The 21,075-nt window shown below is 66.7% G+C and carries 19 protein-coding genes; 7 read left to right on the forward strand and 12 right to left on the reverse strand.

From position 1 onward, the window contains the following. Positions 1 to 14: 14 nt before the first annotated feature. From SR870_RS08945 to SR870_RS08955, 3 genes are all read right to left on the reverse strand, one after another. Positions 15 to 383 (reverse strand): transcriptional regulator, encoded by a 369-nt coding sequence (locus tag SR870_RS08945; RefSeq protein WP_322517620.1) that lies wholly within the window; start codon positions 381 to 383, stop codon positions 15 to 17. Positions 384 to 391: 8 nt separating this feature from the next. After that, positions 392 to 691 carry a type II toxin-antitoxin system HigB family toxin gene (locus tag SR870_RS08950; protein WP_416221143.1) on the reverse strand — a complete coding sequence of 100 codons (300 nt, stop codon included), beginning with the start codon at positions 689 to 691 and terminating at the stop codon, positions 392 to 394. 138 nt (positions 692 to 829) lie between these two features. Next, positions 830 to 1,408, reverse strand: a complete 579-nt coding sequence (locus SR870_RS08955) for a hypothetical protein (RefSeq protein ID WP_322517622.1) — start codon at positions 1,406 to 1,408, stop codon at positions 830 to 832. A gap of 288 nt (positions 1,409 to 1,696) precedes the next feature. Between SR870_RS08955 and SR870_RS08960 the strand changes: the two genes are divergently transcribed. Further along, on the forward strand, positions 1,697 to 2,260 hold the full coding sequence (locus SR870_RS08960; RefSeq protein WP_322518234.1) for a nitroreductase: 564 nt from the start codon (positions 1,697 to 1,699) through the stop codon (positions 2,258 to 2,260). Between the two features lie 84 nt (positions 2,261 to 2,344). Here the strand turns inward: SR870_RS08960 and SR870_RS08965 are convergent, their stop codons facing one another. Both SR870_RS08965 and SR870_RS08970 read right to left on the reverse strand, forming a co-directional pair. Next, positions 2,345 to 3,763 (reverse strand): caspase family protein, encoded by a 1,419-nt coding sequence (locus SR870_RS08965; protein ID WP_322517623.1) that lies wholly within the window; start codon positions 3,761 to 3,763, stop codon positions 2,345 to 2,347. A gap of 65 nt (positions 3,764 to 3,828) precedes the next feature. Next, positions 3,829 to 6,273: a putative bifunctional diguanylate cyclase/phosphodiesterase gene (locus SR870_RS08970; RefSeq protein ID WP_322517624.1), complete on the reverse strand. Its 2,445-nt coding sequence runs from the start codon at positions 6,271 to 6,273 to the stop codon at positions 3,829 to 3,831. Between the two features lie 284 nt (positions 6,274 to 6,557). Here SR870_RS08970 and SR870_RS08975 point away from each other — a divergent pair, with 284 nt between their 5' ends. Next, entirely contained in the window at positions 6,558 to 7,343 is a 786-nt protein-coding gene (locus SR870_RS08975; protein WP_416221144.1) for a sensor histidine kinase, read from the forward strand. A 673-nt stretch (positions 7,344 to 8,016) separates the two neighbouring features. Here SR870_RS08975 and SR870_RS08980 read toward each other — a convergent pair. From SR870_RS08980 to SR870_RS08990, 3 genes are all read right to left on the reverse strand, one after another. Continuing rightward, positions 8,017 to 8,697: a helix-turn-helix domain-containing protein gene (locus SR870_RS08980; protein ID WP_322517626.1), complete on the reverse strand. Its 681-nt coding sequence runs from the start codon at positions 8,695 to 8,697 to the stop codon at positions 8,017 to 8,019. A 71-nt stretch (positions 8,698 to 8,768) separates the two neighbouring features. Then, complete coding sequence (locus tag SR870_RS08985; protein WP_322517627.1) at positions 8,769 to 8,945, reverse strand: hypothetical protein; 177 nt, start codon at positions 8,943 to 8,945, stop codon at positions 8,769 to 8,771. A gap of 287 nt (positions 8,946 to 9,232) precedes the next feature. Next, positions 9,233 to 10,294, reverse strand: coding sequence for a hypothetical protein (locus tag SR870_RS08990; protein ID WP_322517628.1), 1,062 nt, complete (start codon positions 10,292 to 10,294; stop codon positions 9,233 to 9,235). Positions 10,295 to 10,543: 249 nt separating this feature from the next. On the opposite strand from SR870_RS08990, the gene SR870_RS08995 reads away from it, so the two are divergent. Continuing rightward, positions 10,544 to 11,569, forward strand: coding sequence for a patatin-like phospholipase family protein (locus tag SR870_RS08995; protein WP_322517629.1), 1,026 nt, complete (start codon positions 10,544 to 10,546; stop codon positions 11,567 to 11,569). A gap of 782 nt (positions 11,570 to 12,351) precedes the next feature. Here SR870_RS08995 and SR870_RS09000 read toward each other — a convergent pair. After that, positions 12,352 to 12,780 carry a CBS domain-containing protein gene (locus SR870_RS09000; RefSeq protein ID WP_322517630.1) on the reverse strand — a complete coding sequence of 143 codons (429 nt, stop codon included), beginning with the start codon at positions 12,778 to 12,780 and terminating at the stop codon, positions 12,352 to 12,354. Positions 12,781 to 13,043: 263 nt separating this feature from the next. Next, a complete protein-coding gene (locus tag SR870_RS09005) occupies positions 13,044 to 13,823 on the reverse strand; it encodes a rhomboid family intramembrane serine protease (protein ID WP_322517631.1) in 780 nt (259 codons plus the stop codon). Between the two features lie 495 nt (positions 13,824 to 14,318). On the opposite strand from SR870_RS09005, the gene SR870_RS09010 reads away from it, so the two are divergent. Next, on the forward strand, positions 14,319 to 14,879 hold the full coding sequence (locus SR870_RS09010) for a PAS domain-containing protein (RefSeq protein ID WP_322517632.1): 561 nt from the start codon (positions 14,319 to 14,321) through the stop codon (positions 14,877 to 14,879). On the opposite strand, the gene SR870_RS09015 is transcribed toward SR870_RS09010, so the two are convergent. Together SR870_RS09015 and SR870_RS09020 are read right to left on the reverse strand one after the other, a co-directional pair. Next, on the reverse strand, positions 14,861 to 15,631 hold the full coding sequence (locus SR870_RS09015) for a Crp/Fnr family transcriptional regulator (protein WP_322517633.1): 771 nt from the start codon (positions 15,629 to 15,631) through the stop codon (positions 14,861 to 14,863). The two genes, SR870_RS09010 and SR870_RS09015, sit on opposite strands and share 19 nt — an antisense overlap. A 168-nt stretch (positions 15,632 to 15,799) precedes the next feature. Beyond that, on the reverse strand, positions 15,800 to 16,003 hold the full coding sequence (locus tag SR870_RS09020) for a hypothetical protein (RefSeq protein ID WP_322517634.1): 204 nt from the start codon (positions 16,001 to 16,003) through the stop codon (positions 15,800 to 15,802). Positions 16,004 to 16,979: 976 nt separating this feature from the next. Between SR870_RS09020 and SR870_RS09025 the strand changes: the two genes are divergently transcribed. The 3 genes from SR870_RS09025 to SR870_RS09035 all read left to right on the forward strand — a co-directional run bounded on the left by SR870_RS09025 (position 16,980) and on the right by SR870_RS09035 (position 20,893). After that, a complete protein-coding gene (locus tag SR870_RS09025) occupies positions 16,980 to 19,262 on the forward strand; it encodes a PAS domain S-box protein (protein WP_322517635.1) in 2,283 nt (760 codons plus the stop codon). A gap of 67 nt (positions 19,263 to 19,329) precedes the next feature. Then, the gene (locus SR870_RS09030; RefSeq protein ID WP_322517636.1) at positions 19,330 to 19,941 is read left to right on the forward strand and encodes a PilZ domain-containing protein; all 612 of its coding nucleotides are present in this window, start codon (positions 19,330 to 19,332) and stop codon (positions 19,939 to 19,941) included. 331 nt (positions 19,942 to 20,272) lie between these two features. After that, entirely contained in the window at positions 20,273 to 20,893 is a 621-nt protein-coding gene (locus tag SR870_RS09035; protein ID WP_322517637.1) for a transglutaminase-like cysteine peptidase, read from the forward strand. Positions 20,894 to 21,075 lie beyond the last annotated feature (182 nt).

A 21,075-nucleotide genomic window follows, 5' to 3' on the forward strand; every position in this document is an offset into this window, starting at 1 on the left:
GCCGCGCGGCGGCGTCAGGCCGCCTCACCTGCGCCCTTGATCAGGGACTCGGCCGGAATGCCGAGCCCCTGATGCAGTTTACGGATCATCGGCAGCGTCAGATCGCGCTTGCGATTGAGCACCTCGTGCACCCGATTGCGGCTGCCGATGAACGGAATCAGATCGCGCGGCTGCAGATCGTTCTGCTCCATGTGATAGCGGATCGCCTCCACCGGATCGGGCAGATCGAGCGGATAGTGCTTGCGCTCCCAGGCTTCGACCAAGGTGACCAGCACGTCGAGCCGGTCGCCGTCCGGCGTATTCCGCCGCGCGCTCATCAGCTCCTCGATCTGCCTGAGCGCCCGGCGATAATCGCGCTGCGACTTGATCGGAACCACGTCCATGACGAACCTCAAACGGTTTGCGCGTCGATCGCATCGTAGTCGCGATGCGTGCCGACGAAACGAATATAGACCACGCGATACGGATAGTTGATCCAGACCACGATCCGATATTTGTTGCCCGCGATGTTGAATACCGCGCGGCCATCCTTCAGAATGCTGACGGTGCGGATATCGTGTTTCAGGTCCGCCGGGCGCGACCAATCCGCCGACCGAACGTGCCTGAACCACGCCATCAATGGCTCTCGCGCGTCTTCGATGCCCGGCCGGGCGAGAAACGTTTTGATCGTGCTGAGCGCTATCACCCTCACCGCGATAGTCTAGCATGGTCCCATATTGGGACCAAGCTGAAAGCGGAATGGAGGCTGCACCCGGCAGACGTCGCCCGATGCGGCCTGATCTGCGGACCGGGCGCGCTGCCTCGCCTGCCCGCCAAGTCGCGCGCGGCTTCAAGCGTTGCGGTCGACCGTGGCCGATTGCGCGACGGCCTTCCGCATCGCGGCGATGGCGGCGTCGAGTTCGGCGCGGCTGTATTGCGGCGCCGTGCCGGAGCTCGGCGTCCATTCGCTTTGCGCCTTGGCGGTGTCGGCGATCTCGACCTTGCCGCCGAGCAGCCTGGCGTAGGTCTCCGCCCGCCATTGCGCCAGCGCCGGGCCGACCAGCGACGGCTCGTCGAGACCGCTGACGGCGGATGCGGCGGCGTTGCTCATCTCCGCGATGCCGCCATTGTACAGAGTCGCCACCACCTGATTGCCGACCTTGACGGTGGCGTAGACGTCGTCCGGCTCGTTGTCCGAGCGGCCCCGCGGGCCCGTTTCCTGCTGCTGCAGCCAGATCCGGGCGACGTCATCGACTTCGGCGGACGTCGCCTTCCGGACCGCCTCCGGATGCGCCTTCATCAGATCGGCGAAGCTGTACACGTCGCCTTCGAAGCTGAGGCCGTTCTTGTCGGTCGACTTGTCCGACTGCACCTTCGTCACATGCGCATATGGCGTCAGCACATGGCCGTGTCGGTCGGTGATGTTCATGGTGCGCGCCTCATCGCAGATTTCTCCGCGAAACGGGTTGCAAACTCCGCGCCACGAAGAAGCCTCGTCGGATCAACACGATCGCGCGGCGCTCCCGGCCGGCATCGCGGCGACAATTGCCGGTGGCGGCAAGCTTTTCCTATTCCTATGGCGAAGCGCGATGGTCGCGCGCGCCGGATTGGTATGGTTCTGATCGAACCTTGCGCCGACATGCGATAGATTGCCGGCAGGAAGCGTGCGCCCGCGGATCGCTGCCGCGGGCGGCGCTGGAGCAGATGGAGAGCAGCCATTTCCGACCCGATCGAATTCTTCAAGACCCGCCGCTCGGTGAAGCCGCGCGAGATGACCGGGCCCGGCCCCTCGCCCGAGGAGCTGGAGACCATCCTCACCATCGCCGCGCGGGTGCCGGATCACGGCAAGATCGCGCCGTGGCGGTTCATCGTGTTCGAGGGCGACGCCCGCGCGCGCGCCGGCGAAGTGATCGCGCAGACGTTTGCGCGCAACAAGAAGGACGCGACGCCCGACGAGATCGCGGCCGAGCGCGGCCGGCTGAGCGAAGCGCCGCTGGTGATCGCGGTGGTGAGTGCGCCGAAGCCGCATCCCAAGGTGCCGGCGTGGGAGCAGGAACTCTCGGCCGGCGCGAGCTGCATGAACATCGTCGCCGCCGCCACCGCGCTCGGCTACGGCGCCAACTGGCTCTCGGGCTGGATCGCCTACGACCGCGACGTGCTGACCGGGCTCGGCCTCAAGGACGGCGAGAAGCTCGCCGGCTTCATCCACATCGGCAGCCGCACCAAGCCGTCCGAAGACCGCCCGCGCCCGACGCTGTCGGAGATCGTGACGCGGTTCTGACACCTCGCCGCCGCGAGCAGCAGGATTGATCGGATCGCGCTTAGTCCGTGCGCGTCCGATCCGCGATCAGCCGATCCGCGCCGATCAATCGCGCACCGTCGCGAAGGCGCCGGTCGCGGCATCGACCATGCAGCAGGCCGAGGCCCAGCCGGCGCGCCCGCCCCATTCGACCTCGCACCACGGCGCGCCCACACCGTCTTCGGAGCTGCGGCAGCGCCCGAGTTGGATGCCGGATGCACCGGCCGGGATGGAGAACAACGCCGGGTGACCCGTGCCCGGGCCGGCGCGCACATAGAGGATGCCTTGCGACACGCTGCCGAGCACGCGGAACATGGGCCGCGCACGCGACGTTGCTTGAGCCGGTGCGGCATCGTCGCGGCGTGTCTCGACGATTGATCGGCTCGAGACCCAGCCGGTGCGGCCGCGCCATTCGACCTCGCACCAAGGATGGCGGCCGCCATCATCCGGCGCACGGCAGTTCCCCTTGGAGTCGCCGGAGCTGCCAGCCGGGATCGCAACGACGATCGGATGACCTGTGCCGGGTCCGGACCGCATGTTGAGGATGCCTTCGGAGACGCTGTCGAGCACCCGAAAGCCCCGGCGCTGCTGGGTCGCCGACGAGATCGAGGGCGACGGATTTGGCGCCATGACAGGCTCTGCCGGCCTCGGGGGTGAAAGCCCGGGTGACTCCGGCGGCACGACTGCGGCTGTCGGAGGAGACGTCAGCGCGGCGGCCGCAGCGGTAGCCTGGCCAGAGAAATAGAAGTCGCCCTGAATCGGCGACGACGACAGCCACGGCTGCTGAGCGCTGGCGGTCGCCTTTTTCACCGCCAACCCGACGCGGTTGAAGGTCTGAAAGATGTCGAGGCCCGGCCGCGTCATGATCTCCGCAAGGGCCCGCGTATAGGGACTGTGGCCGTCGTCGCCGTCCTGCGCGACGTTGCCGGGCTGGGTCGCGTAAGAGATCAGCGTGCCCTCGGGCGCCTGCATCTGCACCAAACCGCCGGCGGCGGCGCGCAGCCCCCGACCACCGAACGGGTTGTTGCGGCAGGCGTCGAGCAGGACGATGTTGAGCCGCGTGCCGGCACTCTCCATCTGCCGCAGCACCAGCCCGACATCGAGCATCTGGAAATCGACGTCGGCCTCGCGCGTCGGATTAGCGCCGACCGGCACCAGATAGTTGACGCCACGAATCTGCACGCCGTGGCCCGCATAGTAGAACAGCCCGACATCGGCGCCCGCGGCGTCGCGGCCGAACTGCTGCACCAGCGTGTCGAACCGCGCCTTGTCGACGTCGAGCTGCGCGCCGCCACCGACAAGCCTGAAGCCGAGCCGCCTCAACGTCTCGACCATCAGAGCGGCGTCCTTGATCGGATTGTCGAGGGCGGTGACGTGACGATAGGCAGAATTGCCGACGACCAGCGCAACCCTGGTCTCGGCCCAGGCCGCCGAACACGACGCCATCATGAAAAGCGCCAGCAGCAGCCGCACTGCCCGATCCATCGCGCGATCTCTCCTCACCGCTGGTGCGACGATAGACCGAACAGGGCCGGGCCGCCAATGCCCGCTCACGCCGCCTTTGATGCGGCGCGGCCGAATTTCGCCAAGAGGCCGTCGATCTCGGCGGCCGGGCGCGCTGGGCTGAACAGGAATCCCTGCACCTCGTGGCAGCCTTCGGCGCGCAGCGCGTCGAGCTGCTCGACGGTTTCGACGCCTTCGGCCAGCGTGGTGATGTTCAGGCTGCGGCCGAGCCCGGCGATGGCGCGCACGATGGCGAGACAGTCCGGCCGCTCGGTGAGATCCTTCACGAAAGAGCGGTCGATCTTGATCTTGTCGAACGGGAAGCTGCGCAAGTAACTGAGCGACGAATAGCCGGTGCCGAAATCGTCCATCGAAATCCGGACGCCGAGGCTGCGGAGCTGATGCAGCGTCGCGAGATTGGCTTCGCTGTCGGCGAGAAACAGCGACTCGGTGATTTCCAGCTCGAGCCGGCGCGGCGGCAGGCCCGATTGCGCCAGCGCCGAGATCACCACCTGCACCAGATTGCGGCTGCGGAACTGCACCGGCGACAGGTTGACCGCGACCTTGACGTCGTTCGGCCAGCGCGCCGCCTCGAGGCAGGCCTGCCGCAGCACCCATTCGCCGAGGCCGACGATCAGCCCGATGTCCTCGGCGATCGGAATGAAATCGGCCGGCGAGATCATGCCGCGCTCGGGATGGCGCCAGCGCAGCAGCGATTCGAAGCCGCTGACGCGGTCCTGGGCGAGATCGATCAGCGGCTGGTAGTGCAGCTCGAACTCGCCGTGCGCGAAGGCGTGGCGCATGTCGAGCTCCATGTCGCGGCGGAGCTGCGCCTGACGATCCATCTCCTTTTCGAAGAAATGATGGCAGCCGCCGCCGGCCGCCTTGGCGCGGTACAGCGCCATGTCGGCGTTGCGCAGCAGGGCGTCGCAATCCTCGCCGTCGCCCGGCGCCAGCGCGATGCCGATCGAAGCGCCGATCACCACTTCGAGCGTATCCATGTCGTAGGGCGCGCTGACGATCTCGATCAGCCGCGCGGCGAAATCGCTGGCCTCGTTCGGCGACGCGACCTGCGTCAGCACGATCGCGAACTCGTCGCCGCCGAGCCGCGCCACCAGGTCCTTTCCGCCGACCTGCGCGCTCAGCCGCTCGGCGACGCAGCGCAGCAGCCGGTCGCCCATCGGATGGCCGAACGAGTCGTTGACGTTCTTGAACAGATCGAGATCGAGGCACAGCACGCCGACACTGGCGCCGCTCGCCCGGCCCTGCTCCAGCGCCTGCTGCAGCCGCTCCTGATACAGCGTGCGGTTGGGCAGATTGGTGAGGCCGTCGTGATGCGCCATGTGGGCGATCTTGGCCTCGGCCTTGCGCCGCTCGGTGACGTCGACCACGGCGACGAGGAAGCCTTCGCGCTCGTCGAACACCACCCGCCGGCCGAACGTCATCACCTCGATCTCGGTGCCGTCGGCCTTGATGTGGCGCCAGATGCCGCCGGACTGATAGCTGTCGCCGACCTGCAGCAAGGCGCGGCTGTGCGCGGCCCATTCGTCGCGCGGCCAGATCTCCCGCAGCGTCATCCGCAGGAAGGCGTCGCGGTCGTAGCCGTAATGCTGCACGGCGGCGTCGTTGACGCTGAGAAATTCCGTGGTCGCCGCGTCGAACACCCACATCGGCATCGGATTGCCGTCGAACAGCAGCCGGAACGATTCCTCGCGCTTCTTCAGCGAGGTGATGTCGGAGATCGTCAGCGAGACGATGTCGCCGAAGGCGGTGACGCCGAGGCTGAGATTGCGATCGTCGGTGTCGATCGCGATGGTGTCCTGGCCGCCGCTGTCGATCAGCGCGAGCAGACGCGCCACCACCCCCGACTCGCACAGCAGATGCCGCCCGCCCGACAGCCGGCTCCATTTCAGGGCTTTCAACGGCTGCTGCAGCAACGACGAGGCGCCGTCGTTCAGATGCACGATCTGGAAGTCGAACGGCCGGCCGTCGGAACCGCGAATCGCGCTGAGCGAAACGATGCCGTCTTCGGTCGACGAGAAGATCGCGTCGAGCAGATTGTAGCGGAAGCCCTCCTCGTTGATGTAGACGCCGACCAGCGTACCGCCCCAGCGCGAGGTGGTCGGCAGCGCCAGCAGCACGTATTTCTGCACGATGCCGTCGCGCACGAAATGCGCGGTGGCGAGATGGGGCCGCTTGTTCTGCAGTGCGCTCGAGGCGGCCTGCACCAGCGCCATCGCGCAATCCGGCGACAGCGCGTCGAGCGGGATGTCCCAGCGCTCGTCGCCCAGCCATTGCTGGACGTATCGACCGGTGCGCGACACGCCCGGCGACGCGACCGCGAGCTCCAGCAGCGCCATGTGGTCGGCGAGCCGACCGAGGCTGCCGAGCATGACCTCTTCGTAGCTCGGCAGCGACTGTCCGGACTGAACAGCCGCATGCCATTTGCGCTGGAGTATAGAGAGGTCTGCGGAGAGCTGACTGGTCAGCATCTCCCGTTTCAATCTGACGGCCGTCACGTATCGCGTCCCCGCGCCCAATCGTTCGGCCTCACTCGACGTGTTCCCGATTAAGACGATGTAAACGTCGCGGCGCTTGAGCGACAAACCGCTGATTATGAAGGATTTATGTCGTCTGATGGTTAGTTCTCGTTAGCTTTGACGGATGCGTCGAGAACGTTGAAATCGAGTCTCAATTTATTAGTTCTGATCGCAAAGCGAATCGATACCGGCCGATAGGAATTGCAATTCCCGGGCCGAAGGCAATACACTGGACAATGGCACAGACCGAGGCATCACACGAAGTCCTGCGCCGACCGCTCCCCGGGACGGTGCCTGAGAATCTGTTGTCCTCGGAAAACGACCGACTCCGGGTGTTGCTGTCCCAGGCCAGGCTCGACGCGTGGGACCAGTATTCGCGCGCCAGCGCCGAGGCCAGGGCAAACTCGGATGCCGACGAGCTTCACAAGCTGATCGTCGGCGAACTGCATCACCGCATCAAGAACACGCTGGCGACGGTGCTCGCCATCGTCTCGCAAAGCCTGCGCGGCGTCACCCAGGCCGAGCACGCCCGTGAGGCGATCGAGGGGCGATTGATCGCGCTCGGCAAGGCGCATGACCTGCTGTTGCAGGAGCGCTGGAGCGACGCCGATCTCGGGCAGATCGTGCGCGGCGCCGTCACGGCGTTCGACGATCCGCGCGCCTCCAGAGTCACGATCGCGGGTCCGGATGTCCGGCTGGGATCCGGCGCCGTCATCGCGATTGCGATGACGTTGAACGAGCTCTGCACCAACGCGATCAAATACGGAGCGTTGTCGGCCGCGGAAGGGCATGTCGAGATCACCTGGACGCTCGATCCCGCGACGCAGAGGATGCATTTGAACTGGCTCGAACGAAACGGGCCGCCGGCGGCGATTCCGACCCATCAAGGCTTCGGTACGCGGCTGATCGAGATGCTGGGCAAGCAACTGAACGGCGAGGTATCGCTCAGCTACGATGCGGCCGGTTTCGCCTATCGACTGGATGCGCCGCTGGCATCGCTGATGGCCGCGCCGCAGGTTTAGAGCCGTTCTGTTTCCGATCGGTCAGCGCTGGCGTTCCGGGACGCTCACCACAAGTACAACCTCATGGTGAGGAGGCGCGAAGCGCCGTCTCGAGCCATGCGCTCGAACCATGCACCGACGGCCCTGCGTCGCCCCGCCTTCGCGGCCGGGCTCCTCAGAGGATGAGGTCTCGGTGCATTCGGCAAGAGCCGGATCTCACCACCGAGCCCACGCGGCGATGCCGACCATCAGCATCAGAAGCGCGGGGACGAGAACCGGCGGCACCATCCATTCGGCAAAGGTTCGGTTCATGTCGTCAGTCCTTCGGGTTGAGCGCTGTCGGCAAAGGTTTTCCAGGAGCGGCCGCAGGCGACGCAATGCCATTCGTTGACGACGGCGGAGGCGGAATAGTTCGAGCGGCTGGGCGCGACCACGGCCTGGCCGCACACGCAGGAGTCGGTTCCGAGCGGATTGGAGCGTCGCGGATCGGTCAAACGGCCACCCGGACGGCCAGGCGGCGGTTCAGGCTTCGCAGCAGGGAAATCGGGACGGTGATCGCAGGCACGGCGCTTCTCCCTCTGGGGCGGGAGCGCGGTGGCGTCTCTCAGCCGCCGATGCCCGGGACAACCCTGTGCGGCGATAGGTGTGAGATAGGGATCGGACGCATGAATTACCAGGTGGTGGACGGCCGTCTTCATGACGCATCGAACTCGTGCAAGCCGGCACGATCGAGGAACCTCACTGTCCGACGTTTGCTCAAGACGATGATGCGCAACGCCTGCAACTTGGTCAGGCAGCGCGAGACGGTTTCGTTGCTCAGCCCGAGATAATCGGCCATGTCGTGCTCGCACATCGGCAGACTCATGACCCCCTTGGTCGCGAGGCGGCGGTCCATCTCGAGCAGGAACGCGGCGACCCGTTCCAGCGCCGACTTGCGCCCCAGCAACACCATGTGCTCGCGGGCCTTGCGCAACTCGCCGGCAGCGAGGTTACAGAGCCCCCAGGCCAAGCCGGCATCGAGACCGGCCTCGCGGTCGAGATCATCGAGCCGCACCGCCAGCATGGTCGTCTTCACGAGGGCTTCGGTCTCGTGACTGCGCAACGCGTCGCCGTCGAGGCCGAAGATTTCCCCCGGCAGGTGAAACGCACGCAGATGACGGCGTCCATCGGGCAGACAATGCGAGGCCCGAACCGCACCTTCAAGGACAGCGTAAGCGTGATGCGCCGTCTCGTTCCTGGTGTAGATTCGTTCGCCTTTCGTGAAACTCTGCCTGTTCGATCGAATCGCAGCGGCGTTCCCCAGCAAATCGAAATGCGTCTCCAGCCACGAACTGCAGTCGTCCGTTGGCACGATCATCGCGTCCGTGATCGCCATTTCGGCATCCAATTCACTGCAGGAGACCGGATATCACCGCACCGCGCGGAGATGCGGCGTCGGCGGACGGATCAAACGCTTCGATCGGGGTCGGGCGCCGATTGCTTCGGACGGCTCGCAGGCTTGGCTTGTTCGTCGACGAGCAGCCCGAGCAAAATCAGCAACACCCTGCGCTGATCTTCGTCGGTGCTCCGTGCCAGGGCCGCGCGGTAGAGCTTCAGGTTCTCATCGCGGATAAAATCTTGCATGAGCATCTCCCCTGCGGAACCAGGCGGGAGCATCGCGAAGCTCTCAGTCACCCGTCGATGCCGATGGCAGCAAGGTGATCGTCGAGACTACGCACAGATGCGAATGAAAGTCGACGTCAAACCGCGACCGAAGTGATGGAACCGCAGACTCATGCTTATCAGCACGTGGAACCGCCGCGCGTCGGTTCGCGCGTCCCTAGATGGAACCGCGAGCGTTTTGGTCGGTGTGGATTCTGTCGGCGATGTGGCGCGCGCTGATACGGCGAAAGCGATGACGTTCGGCAGCGTCAGCGCGCCAGCACTTCGACTTCGCCGTCGACGCCGTTGACGACGTTGAAGCCGCGCTCGAACACCTTGCCTTCGTTCTTGGCGATAGCGCGGTACTCGCCTTCGGACAGCACCACTTTCGGGAACGCGCCGATCGATTCCTTGATGACGTCGCCGCCCGGCGTCAGCACCGACCATGCGGTGTTGGCGAGCGCTTCGCCGCCTTTGTCGGAAACCAGTTTCAGCGTGATCACCGCGGCGCGGTGGGTGACGGTGACGTCGGTCAGTTTGCCGGCCTGGACGCGGATGTCGGAGCGCACCACCGAATTGGCGTCGCCGTAATTCGAGACGATATAGTAAGTGCCTTCGGGCACCAGCACGACGTCGCCGGCGGCGGCGCTCGGCACCAGCGGCGGGCGCTGGGAATTCTCGAACTGGCTGCCCTTGTAGATCGAGAACGAAATCTGGTTCTGCGGAATGCGCGTGCCGCCGACGCGGCCTTCGATCCGCAATCCGCCGGCCGGCAGAATGAAGGCCTCGCGGTCGGTATCGGCCTTCAGCGCCACCGGGCGCACCGCGCTGACCAAGCCGTGGGCGACATGCACCACGTAATTGCCGGGCGGCAGCACGATGTTCGGGGTGGCGCCGTGCTCCTCGCGGATCAGCTTGATGGCGCCGCTTTCGTCGGGCCGGTCGGAATAGACCCGCCACACCAGTCCGCTGTTGATCGCCGGCAGATCCTTGCCGTAGCGCGCGGTCAGCGCCAGCACGCCCTGCAGCGGCGCGGGCGATGCGGCGGGCGGCAGCGGCGAGATCGGTGGCGGCGTGACGGCGGCGACCGGCGGCTGGGTCAACGGCGGCGGCAGGGTCGGCACGGCGGCGGCGCCCGATGACGGCGCCAGGCTGATCGCGCCGCCGGCGGGAGGCTCGGGCACCGAGGCCGGCGGAATCGGCGGCGGCCGGTCGCTGAAGAACTGCGCCGGAGCCGGCTGCGCCGAAACCGCGACCAGACACACCGACGCGCAGGCGAGCGCCAGCCAACCGCGTGGCCCTGCCCGGCCGGTTTTACCCCTGCAAATCATGGCGAATGGTTTTCACTGAAAACGCGGCAAATTCAAGCCTCGGCGTCACCCGGCCGCAGCCACGGCGGTATCGTGGTGGTTTTCGCAGCAATGTCACGATTTTCCCCTAGTGCCGGCACCCGCAACCATTGATCATGCGCTGCAAAACGATCTGGTGAAGATCGTTTGATCGCACTTTGATCGCCATTGGGCTACACCGCGCGGGCGTCGGCCGCGTTGCGAATGCCGGAGCGGTTTCGAGGAGGCAGCATGCTGGAAAATCTGATCGGTCGCGGGCAGAGCAGCTCACCGGCTCCGAACAAGGTCGGCCTCGACAGCATCCGGCGGCCGATGATCGGGCTCGCGCTCGGTGGCGGTGCGGCGCGCGGCTTCGCCCATATCGGCATCCTGCGGACCCTGCTGGATCACGGCATTGTTCCGGACGTGGTGGTCGGCACCTCGATCGGCGCGGTGGTCGGCGGCGCCTATGTGGCGGGCCATCTCGACACGCTGGAGGAATGGGCGCGCGGGCTGCAGCCGCGCAACATCATCGGCTATCTCGACATCCGCCTGAACGGCTCGGGCCTGATCGGCGGCAGCAAGCTCGCGGCGCAGCTCGAAGCCACGCTCGGCCAGACCATGATCCAGGACCTCAAGCAGAAATTCGCCAGCGTCGCCACTGAAGTGCGCACCGGCCACGAGATCTGGCTGACGCACGGCAAGATCGTCGATGCGGTGCGGGCATCCTATGCCCTGCCCGGCATCTTCTCGCCGGTGCTGATCGGCGATCGCTGGCTGGTCGACGGCGCGCTGGTCAATCCGGTGCCGGTGTCGGCGGCGCGCGCGCTCGGCGCCGAGATCGTGATCGCCGCCAACGTCAGTAGCGACGTGTTCGGCCACGGCACCACGATCTTTTCGCACGGCGCGATCGACGAGGCGATCGAACCCGCGCCCGAGCCCGAGCCGAAGCGCGGCTTCGGCCGGTTCTTCTCGCCCGAACGCTTCGTCAAACAGGAACTGTTCGGCAGCGGCAACCGTCCCGGCATCTCCAAGGTGATGGTCGACGCCTTCAACATCATGCAGGACCGCATCACCCGCGCCCGGCTCGCCGGCGATCCGCCCGACATGCTGATCTCGCCGCGGGTCGGCCGGATCGGCTGGTTCGACTTCCACCGCGCCGACGAGATGATCGCCCACGGCGCGCGAGCCGCCGAGCGCGCGATCGATTCGATCCGCGAGGCGATCGAGGAAGCCGCGCCGCAGCAGGCCAAGGCGGACGTGCCGGTCGAGACCTGAACGCGCGCGAGACGCGGGGCGCTTGTCGCAGGCCGTCTCGCAAACCATCGGCCATGACCGGAGTGCATGAGCGGCGTGCATGACACCGAACTATCAACGAGTCATTCCGGGGCGCTCGCACAGCGAGCGAACCCGGAATCTCGCCGCGGGGAATCGCCGGCAATCGGCGGCCTGAATCTCGGGATTCCGGGTTCGCGCCTGCGGCGCGCCCCGGAATGACCGTGGGCGATGACCGGCGTGCATGACCGGCGTCCCATGACACCGAGCCAACAACGAGTCATTCCGGGGCGCTCGCGCAGCGGGCGAACCCGGAATCTCGCCGCGGGGGACCGCAGACAGTCGGCGGCCTGAATCTCGGGATTCCGGGTTCGCGCTGCGCGCGCCCCGGAATGACCGTGGGCGATGACCGGCGTCCCATGACACCGAGCCAACAACGAGTCATTCCGGGGCGCTCGCACAGCGAGCGAACCCGGAATCTCGCCGCGGGGGATCGCAGACAATCGGCGGCCTGAATCTCGGGATTCCGGGTTCGCGCCTGCGGCGCGCCCCGGAATGACCGTGGGCGATGACCGGCGTCCCATGACACCGAACTATCAACGAGTCATTCCGGGGCGCTCGCGCAGCGGGCGAACCCGGAATCTCGCCGCGGGGGATCGCAGACAGTCGGCGGCCTGAATCTCGGGATTCCGGGTTCGCGCCTGCGGCGCGCCCCGGAATGACCGTGGGCGTTGCAGGCGCGCCCCGGGGATGCAGGCGCGCCCCGGAATGTCGGGCGAAGAGAATCAGGCGCTCTTGATGTAATCGTGCAGAGCCTGCTGCTCGTGCTCGTATTCGTTGAGCCGCCATTTGACGATGTCGCCGATCGAGATCAGGCCGACGACGCGCTCGTTCTCGAGCACCGGCAGATGCCGGAATTTCTCCGTGGTCATCACTTCCATGATCTCGCCGACGGTGTCGCCCTGCGCGCAGCTCACGACGTCGCGGGTCATCACCGCGTGCACCGGGCCGTCGAGCGCATCGGCGCCGCGGTCGGCCAGCACCTTGACGATGTCGCGCTCCGACAGGATGCCGTCGAGCCGCGCGCCGCGCATCACCAGCACCGCGCCGACGCGGCGTTCGGCCAGCGTCCTGATCGCCGCCGACAGCCGCTCGTCCGGCTCGACGCTGTAGATGTATCGCCCCTTGGATTCCAGGATTGCTCGCACTGTCATTTGTCGCCTCCCGAATGGTGCGCCCTTCAATCAGGCGGCACTGATTGGTCGTTTGATCGAGCAGTCAGCCGTGTCTTCACGCGAACGGCAGCGCTTCGTTCGAAAACGCATCCTCACGACACGTCACACCAACGTCTCCGGACCAACGTGTCCGGTGGCATCCAGTTGCAAATAATAACTAACAAATGCGGCGAATCCACGCCACGTCGCTTGCAGCGCAGCAAAGCGACCGCAGTGCAACGGCGAGGGTTATGGATTGCTGATTAGTTCGGATCGACCGCCGCCGGGGCGCGGCGCGGCACCGGGTCGAACAGCGAGAACAGCAGCAGCCCCGCGAAGAAGCCGCCGATATGCGCCTGCCAGGCGACGCTGGCGCCTTCGTTGCCGACCGCGATCGAGCCGACGCCGAAGATGATGTTGATGCCGAACCAGATCGCCAGGAAGGCGATCACGCGCGGATCGCGCAGCGCCCGCAGCAGCGGCTGCGCCGGCACCCGCGCCGCGGCATCGGCGTCGCCGCTGCGGAACGACAGGAAGCTGCCGCGCGCGAAGGCGAAGCGGATCGCCGCCGCCATCGCGCCCGACACCGAGGCCGAAGCGCCGATCATCGGCGCGATCTCGTGCTCGTGGGTGACGAGATGCGCCAGCGCGCCGCCGACCGCCGTCACCGCCATGAAAAGGAAGAACCGCGCCGCGCCGAACCGCCGCGCCAGCGCGCTGCCGAACGGCAGCAGCCACAGCACGTTGAAGAAGATGTGGCTGAGATTGGCGTGGAGCAGCGAATAGGTGACGAAGGTCCAGACCTTGGCGCCGGTGCCGCCGGGAAACGGCGCCGCCAGCAGCGTGGCGTCGTAGCGCTTCGGGATGAAGCCGAACACCTCGATGGTCCAGTAGTCGACCTCCGGCGGCAGCAGCACGCGCAGATGGATCACCGCCAGCAGCGCGACATAGACGGTGAGCGCGCGCGGCAGGTTGAGGATCGGTTCGTGCGGCGGCTCCGGCGGCGGTGGCGGCAGCGGCTGCGTTTCGGGCGACGGATCCAACGTGAACGACCTGCTGCGAGCGGCCCGGCCGCGGCGCGGCCCGGAGGCGATCCGATCCCATAAGCGGCTTGGCAAAGCGGCGCAAGCCGGGGCGTGTTCGGCGTCGCCTTGCTTGCGGCGGCCGGCGGGGACGGCAGCACGACGCCACGAAAAAGGGAGGGTCCTGAGAAGACCCTCCCTTCGATCCTGCCGGTGCTGTCAGCGGCGGAACCCCGCGACGACCGATCTGTTTTGGCAGCCACCCTGTAACTCATCGCCCGGATGCCTGGAGAACACCCGCGCGCCAAGAACAGACCCACTCTAGCCGGGCCGCTGCCGGCCACAACCGCATAGTTAACTTAACCTTAACGCGACAAAACAGGGGTTAACGGCCGCCCTTCCGGCTTCCGGCATGGACGCTGCAATGCCTCTCCTGCACAAGATTTCAGGGGCCGGCAGCGCGCGGATACGGGACAGAACTGTCCCGAACGCACGCCGCGCAGGCCGGGGACCGGTATGAAGCATCCGTCGAGCCGCGCGTTTTTTGCATATTGGGACAGCCAGCGCGCCGGCGCGCCGGCCCCCGAGCGCAGCGATATCGAGCCCGGCGCGGTCCGCGAACTGCTCGGCGACATCTTCGTGCTGTCGTGCGACGCCGCGGCCGGTTTCCCGTTCCGTGTCGCCGGAACCCGGCTCAGCGCCCTGCTCGGCCGCGATCTCAAAGGCGAGAGCCTGCCCGGCCTGTTCGGCGGCGACAGCCGGCGGGAGTGCGAGGACATTCTCGGCGTCGTCGCCGAGGAATCGCTGGCGCTGGTTGCCGGGGTGACGTCGTCGTCCCCCACCGGCGCGGTCGCCCATCTCGAATTGCTGCTGCTGCCGTTCGCGCCGCGGCTGCACACGCCGCTGACCATGACCGGGCTGCTGGCGCCGCTCGGCCCCCGGAGCGCCGGCGATCTCGGCGCGCTGCGGTTGACGACATGGCGCACGCTCGGCCGACAATCCCGCCGGCTGCGGCCGAGGCTGCTGCGCAAATGGGAAGTCGCGCGCGGGCTGATGGTCTACGAAGGCGTGCGCTGAGCCTGGACGAATTCCGGCGCAGGTCGCAGCGTCAGCCCGGTGGCGCAGGGCCGGACCGGCAGCGCCGCGACCGGCAGGCGGTCGACGCGCCGGCATTCGCACGACCGCCGGATCAAGCCGTCGACATCGGTGATCGCCATCCGGCCGCGGCTGTAGCGGATCAGCCCCTTCTGCTGCAGCCCATGCGCGATCAGCGAGATGGTGTTGCGCTTCACGCCCAGCATCTGCGCCATCAGATCCTGGCTGAGCAGCATCGTATCGCTCCCCGCCATCTCGCGGGACTGAAGCAGCCGCCGGCACAGCCGCGCCTCGGCGGTGTGCGCGGCATTGCACGCCGCCGTCTGCTCGGCCTTGATCGCGCGGCTGGATTGATCCAGTAACAGCGCCTCGCGCAGCGCGGGGCTGAGTTCGACGATGGTGCGGAAATGGCCGACCTCGATCGCCGAGGCCGCGCCGCAGAACCGGACGATCGCCGCGGTCGACGACGGCGCCCCGTACAAGGCGGCGGCTCCGCCGACGACGCTGTCCCGCCCGATCACGCCGACTTCGATGGTTTCACCGCGCTGCAGTCGCGCCAGCGTCGACACGATGCCGCTATGCGGAAACATCACCAGCCTGACAGGCGCACCGGCCTCGATCAGCACCTGACCGAAATCCAGAACGACCGGGCGCAGATAGGGTCGCAGTAGTTCGAACTCCGCCGATGGCAGCGCGGCCAACAGATCGTTCGGTGATTGGCGACTTGTCATCATCACAGCCGTCCCGGCAAGGCCGGGACGCGCGCTCTATCGCGCGATCCGGCCGATGAAGTTCCAAGTTCCGCCCGGTCCTGTTCGGGGGTCGTAACACTGGAATGTCATCGAGCCGTTGCGTGGCAGAGTCCAGTTCGTACTACTACTCACGATGGCGTGCCTGCCCGGCTACACGGCCTTGGCACGGCCCTGCGGCGCCGCCGGCGGCGTCAGATGCCGCAGCGCGCTGCGGCGATCGCTGCGACCATCCGCATCCTCGGCGACCATGATGCAGCCGATCAGTGCGGTAAGTACGCGCAGTTCTTCTTCCGCGTCGACCTGTGCGGCGCGGTCGTAGTGCTGGGATCGGACGCTGTCGTCGCTGTGTGCCATGAGAACTCTCCTGAACCGGAGTGTGCAATATCGAACTAGACAATGGGAGCGTTGATCTGGCTCAAGCATCAAAAAAATCAAACCCCCGACCCGACATACGCATGTCGCTGCGGAACCGGAGCCGTTCCGCGAACCGCCGACGAGTTGTCCGCCCCGGCCGCGTCGCGCTCGCCAACGTGTTTCATTAGTCCTTTGACGTCAATGATTTGCAACCGTGCCCGGCAGGGGCGGACGAGCCCTCCCTGCGGCAGGACAATCGGCGGCGCGCGACGCTGGTGCGCCGCCGCCGAGCATGCGAGCGAATTCCTCACGGCTCAGCGGCAGTTTGTCGCTGCCCGCGAAGTCGCGCACCCGCCAGCGGCCGACGACGCGACCGGGACACGACCGCGTGCGCGCGGCATCGCGGCCGCTATCAGTTCCGCCTCACCCGGTCGAGGTCACGGCCCTCGTATCAGCGCCGCGGGCCGGCGGGAGTAAACGACGTCGACACAAGCAGTGCCGCGAGCCCGACGGCCGCAGAGGTTCGCGCGATATCGGCGTGTGACGCCGCGCCACCGTGCATAGCAAAACCACCGCAGTGCAAAACCGAGACCCGAGCACGTCGGATCGGCTTCGCGCCAGCCACGCGTTGGCCTTTCGCAAATTCGGCTGCAGCGGCGCGAAATACGCGCCGATTGTCGGCGAGACGAGCGTCCTGCGATCGCCGAAGCGAGCCATTGTCAATCATCTTCGGCTGCTGATCCGCAGCCGCAGCAACTAACAACTCGTTCGCGCATTGATGAACCGCTCCGAACGCCGGATCAGGGTGGATAGGAGCTTGCTTATTCCGCAATTCGGGCAGACATTTCCATCCGGGTGACCAAGGTTGTACGGAACCGGATTCGGCGATGCTGCGACAGGCCCGGTCGCCGGCCGATATTTCGATCACGTTCCACGCCGGCAGGCATATTGTGAGACAGCGCGACGGCGGACGCCGATGAGCTTCGAGAATGCCAGTGCTTCATTGCTCCAGGCGCTGGTTCATGCCGCGCCGGACGGCATTCTCCTGATCGACCCACATCAGCGCATCGTGCTGTTCAATCCGGCTTGCGAAGCGCTGTTCGGCTGGCCGGCGCGCGAGGCGCTCGGCCAAGGCGTCGCCGCGCTGATCCCGGACTGGCAGCAACAGCCGCAGCCGTCGCGCCGGTCGCGGATGCGGGCCCTGCACCGCGACGGCACCGCCCTCACCATCGCGCTGGCGACGGCCGCTTCGGCCGGCGACGCGGCGTTCATCGTGGCGACGGTGCGCGAACGCGACGAGACGGAACCGCAACACCCGGAGCACGGCGCCGGCGAGCCCGAATTCCGGCGGCTCGTCGAGGGCGTCGCCGATTCCGCGATCTACATGCTCGACGCCGACGGCTGCGTCGCGAGCTGGAACCGCGGCGCCCAGCGGATCAAACAATTCACCGCCGCCGAGGCCCTCGGCCTGCATGTTCGCGAGTTCTACACGCCGGAGGACCGCGCGCGCGGCGAACCGGAGCGCAACCTCGCGATCGCCCGCGATCGCGGCCGCTTCGAAACCGAGGCGTGGCGCCGGCGCAAGGACGGCGACCGCTTCTGGGCGCAAGTGGCGATCGAGCCGCTGCACGATGCGCACGGCGGACTGATCGGCTACGCCAAGGTCACCAGCGACATCACCGAACAGCGACGCGCCGAGCAGGTGATCCGCGAGGCCGACGCGCGCATCGCGACGCTGATCCAGACCGTGGTCGACGGCGTCATCCTCACCGACGGGCACGGCCGGATCAGGACCTTCAACCTCGCCTGCCAACGGCTGTTCGGCTACGCGGCCGACGACGCGATCGACCGGCACATCTCGATGCTGGTGCCGGCGGCGGGCGCCGGCGAGCTGCAAGCGCTGTTGCGCAGCAGCCACCGCGCCGACGAGCACGGCCGGATCGGCGCCGTGCGGGGGGCGACCGGACTGCGCCGCGACGGCCGGATATTCCCGATGGACCTGTCGGTCGGCACCACCGTGCAGGACGGCGAGACGGCGTTCGTCGTGGTGATCCACGACCTCACCGACCGCAAGCACACCGAAGAGCAACTCGTCCACGCGCAGAAGATGGAAGTCGTCGGCCAGCTATCCGGCGGCATCGCGCACGACTTCAACAATCTGCTGACCGTGATCGTCGGCAATGCCGAACTGCTCGGCGACCAGCTCAAGGCGCGGCAGGACCTGCGGGGGCTCGCCGGCGAAATCGGCCGCGCCGGCCAGCGCGGCGCCGAGCTGACGCAACGGCTGCTCGCCTTCGGCCGCCGCCAGACGCTGAAACCGGTCGCGCTCGACTGCAACGAACTGGTCGAGTCGATGTACAATCTGCTGCGTCGGACGCTGCGCGAGGACATCGTCATCGACACCGGGTTGGGAGCCGACCTGCGCAACGCCTATGCCGACCGCGCCCAGCTCGAATCCGCGATCGTCAACCTGTCGCTGAACGCGCAGGACGCGATGCCCGGCGGCGGCCGGCTCAGCATCACCACCGCCAACGTCGCGCTCGACGCCTCGTATCAGTCTGTCAATCAGGAGGTTCGCCCCGGCGACTACGTGCTGATCGCCGTCACCGACAACGGTTCTGGAATGCCCAAGGAGGTGCTCGATCGGGTGTTCGAACCATTCTTCACCACCAAGGAGGTCGGCAAGGGCTCCGGCCTCGGGCTCAGCATGGTGTACGGCTTCGTCAAGCAATCGAACGGTCACGTCTCGATCTACAGCGAGCCGGGGCTCGGCACCACGGTGCGGCTGTATCTGCCCGCGATGACGGCCGGGCAGCCGAGCAGTCCGGATACGCCGGACGCGGTCGAGCATCTCGTCTCGCGCGGAGAAGTCGTGCTGATCGTCGAGGACGATCCGTTCGTCCGGTCCTACGGGGTGATGTGCCTGCGCAGCCTGGGCTACATCGTGATCGCCGCATCCGACGGCGCCGACGCGCTGCAGACCCTCGACGGCGACACCAATGTCGACATCCTTTTCACCGACGTCGTGATGCCGGGCGGCATCAACGGCTGGGAGCTCGCCGAGACCGCGACGCGCCGACGCCCGAATCTGCGGGTGCTGCTGACGTCGGGCTACGCGCTGGAAACGATCGCCGGACGGAGCCACGGTCGCGATCACCTGCCGATCCTGCACAAGCCGTACCGCAAGGGAGAGCTCGCCCGAAGGCTGCGGGACGTGATCGAGTCACCGCCGCAGACCGCGCCGAACCGCGAATGCTAACGAGCCGTTAACCCTGAACGTCCTACGGTGACGAAATATTTCGTTTCCGGCCGGATAGCGGACGAGCGTGTTGTTGCAAAGACAGACCATACAGCCGGCGACCGCCGAGCGGCGTCGATTCCAGCGCGTGAAAGTCCACCTGCTGGGCCGCTACATGCTGCCGGATCGCCGGGAGTTTCCCTGCCAGGTGATCAACATGTCGCCCGGCGGCCTGGCGATGCTGGCGCCGGGGATCGGCAATGTCGGCGACCGCGTCATCGCCTATCTCGATCATATCGGCCGCGTCGAAGGCAAGATCACGCGGATCATCGACAACGGCTTCGCGATGACCGTCGGCGCTACGCCGCGCAAGCGCGACAAGCTCGCGGCCCAGCTCACCTGGCTCGCCAACCGCGACATCCTCAACCTGCCGGAGGACCGCCGCCACGATCGTATCGTGCCGCGCAATCCGATCTCCGTGCTCACGCTCGAAGACGGCAGCCGGATGACCTGCCGGATCATCGACATGTCGCGCTCGGGCGCGGCGATCGCGGCCGAACACCGGCCGCCGATGCACTCCCAGGTGTTGCTCGGCCGCGTCGCGGCCCGCGTCGTCCGTCACCTCGATGACGGCTTCGCGCTGGAGTTCGTCCACGAGCAGCGCGAAGAGACGCTCGAAGACAGCGTTACCGCGCAGTGAACGCCAGCGGCCCTCCGGCCGCTTCCTGATCGGCCTCAAATCGACCCACGGCGCGGCTTTGCGGCGCGCCGTCACGCGCGCCCGGACGCCGGCGATGGTTAATCCGGGCGCGCGCCGATCGCAAAACCGCCGATGCCGCAGCGCCTTCGCGCTTAATCGTTCAAAATTGAATCAATTGCAGTCGTATCGAATTTTACGCAAATTCGATTCAAGTATAAATCGAATACCCCTCCAATTTTAGCAGTATTCGAATCGACTTTACTTAGTCGACTTAGCGGCCCTGCAAAGCGTTTGTGGAAATCATGGTCCCAACAAGAACACGGGGGCCACAATGTTTGTTAGCAGGGGATTGCGGACGGGACTGATCATTGCCGCGGCGGTCGTCACGATGACGGCGGCGGCGCAGGCAGGAGACAAGGTTCGCTACGCCAGCATCGGCGACACCACGCGCGCGCCGATCGGCTGGATCGAATTCTGCGCCGACAATCCCGGCGATTGCCGCACCGGACGCAGCCAGGCGCGCGACATCGTGATGACGCAGACCGCGTGGCGCGACCTGCTGAAGGTCAACCGCTGGGTCAACGACAACGTCAAGCCGCTGACCGACATGGACCATTGGGGCGTGATCGAGAAATGGTCGCTGCCCGCCGATGGCTACGGCGATTGCGAGGACTACGTGCTGCTGAAGCGCAAGATGCTGATCGAGGCCGGCTGGCCGCGCGAGGCGCTGCTGATCACCGTGGTCCGCGACAAGAAGAACGAAGGCCACGCGGTGTTGACGGTGAAGACCGACAAGGGCGAGTTCGTGCTCGACAACCAGAACGAGGAGGTCGTCGCCTGGACCGAGACAGGCTACCGCTTCGTCAAGCGGCAGTCGCAGACCGACGCCAATGAATGGGTCGCACTCGGCGACAACCGCCCGGCCATTGCCACCGCCAGCGCGCGGCGCTGAGACGGCGACCGCAACACGGAGACAGAGACACACGATCCGGTCAAATCCCCACCCCTCCCCGTCCCAGATCGGATCGTGCGCGGCCAGCCTCCCCCAAGGCTGGCCGCAACTTTTTGGGGGCGAGAATGGCTGCGTCGCTCGCTCTGCGAGGCCCATGTCGAGACCGCCTGTACTCAGAGGCA

This window comes from Rhodopseudomonas palustris (assembly GCF_034479375.1).
Taxonomy (GTDB): domain Bacteria; phylum Pseudomonadota; class Alphaproteobacteria; order Rhizobiales; family Xanthobacteraceae; genus Rhodopseudomonas; species Rhodopseudomonas palustris_M.

Bases quoted from the DNA above. Each gene is read 5' to 3' on its own strand.
- SR870_RS08990 (WP_322517628.1), bottom strand. From the start codon at position 10,294: ATGATTTGCAGGGGTAAAACCGGCCGGGCAGGGCCACGCGGTTGGCTG.
- SR870_RS09025 (WP_322517635.1), top strand. From the start codon at position 16,980: ATGAGCTTCGAGAATGCCAGTGCTTCATTGCTCCAGGCGCTGGTTCAT.
- SR870_RS08975 (WP_416221144.1), top strand. From the start codon at position 6,558: ATGGCACAGACCGAGGCATCACACGAAGTCCTGCGCCGACCGCTCCCC.
- SR870_RS09000 (WP_322517630.1), bottom strand. From the start codon at position 12,780: ATGACAGTGCGAGCAATCCTGGAATCCAAGGGGCGATACATCTACAGC.
- SR870_RS08970 (WP_322517624.1), bottom strand. From the start codon at position 6,273: ATGCTGACCAGTCAGCTCTCCGCAGACCTCTCTATACTCCAGCGCAAA.
- SR870_RS08985 (WP_322517627.1), bottom strand. From the start codon at position 8,945: ATGCAAGATTTTATCCGCGATGAGAACCTGAAGCTCTACCGCGCGGCC.
- SR870_RS08980 (WP_322517626.1), bottom strand. From the start codon at position 8,697: ATGGCGATCACGGACGCGATGATCGTGCCAACGGACGACTGCAGTTCG.
- SR870_RS08965 (WP_322517623.1), bottom strand. From the start codon at position 3,763: ATGGATCGGGCAGTGCGGCTGCTGCTGGCGCTTTTCATGATGGCGTCG.
- SR870_RS08995 (WP_322517629.1), top strand. From the start codon at position 10,544: ATGCTGGAAAATCTGATCGGTCGCGGGCAGAGCAGCTCACCGGCTCCG.
- SR870_RS09035 (WP_322517637.1), top strand. From the start codon at position 20,273: ATGTTTGTTAGCAGGGGATTGCGGACGGGACTGATCATTGCCGCGGCG.
- SR870_RS08945 (WP_322517620.1), bottom strand. From the start codon at position 383: ATGGACGTGGTTCCGATCAAGTCGCAGCGCGATTATCGCCGGGCGCTC.
- SR870_RS09015 (WP_322517633.1), bottom strand. From the start codon at position 15,631: ATGATGACAAGTCGCCAATCACCGAACGATCTGTTGGCCGCGCTGCCA.
- SR870_RS09010 (WP_322517632.1), top strand. From the start codon at position 14,319: ATGAAGCATCCGTCGAGCCGCGCGTTTTTTGCATATTGGGACAGCCAG.
- SR870_RS08955 (WP_322517622.1), bottom strand. From the start codon at position 1,408: ATGAACATCACCGACCGACACGGCCATGTGCTGACGCCATATGCGCAT.
- SR870_RS09020 (WP_322517634.1), bottom strand. From the start codon at position 16,003: ATGGCACACAGCGACGACAGCGTCCGATCCCAGCACTACGACCGCGCC.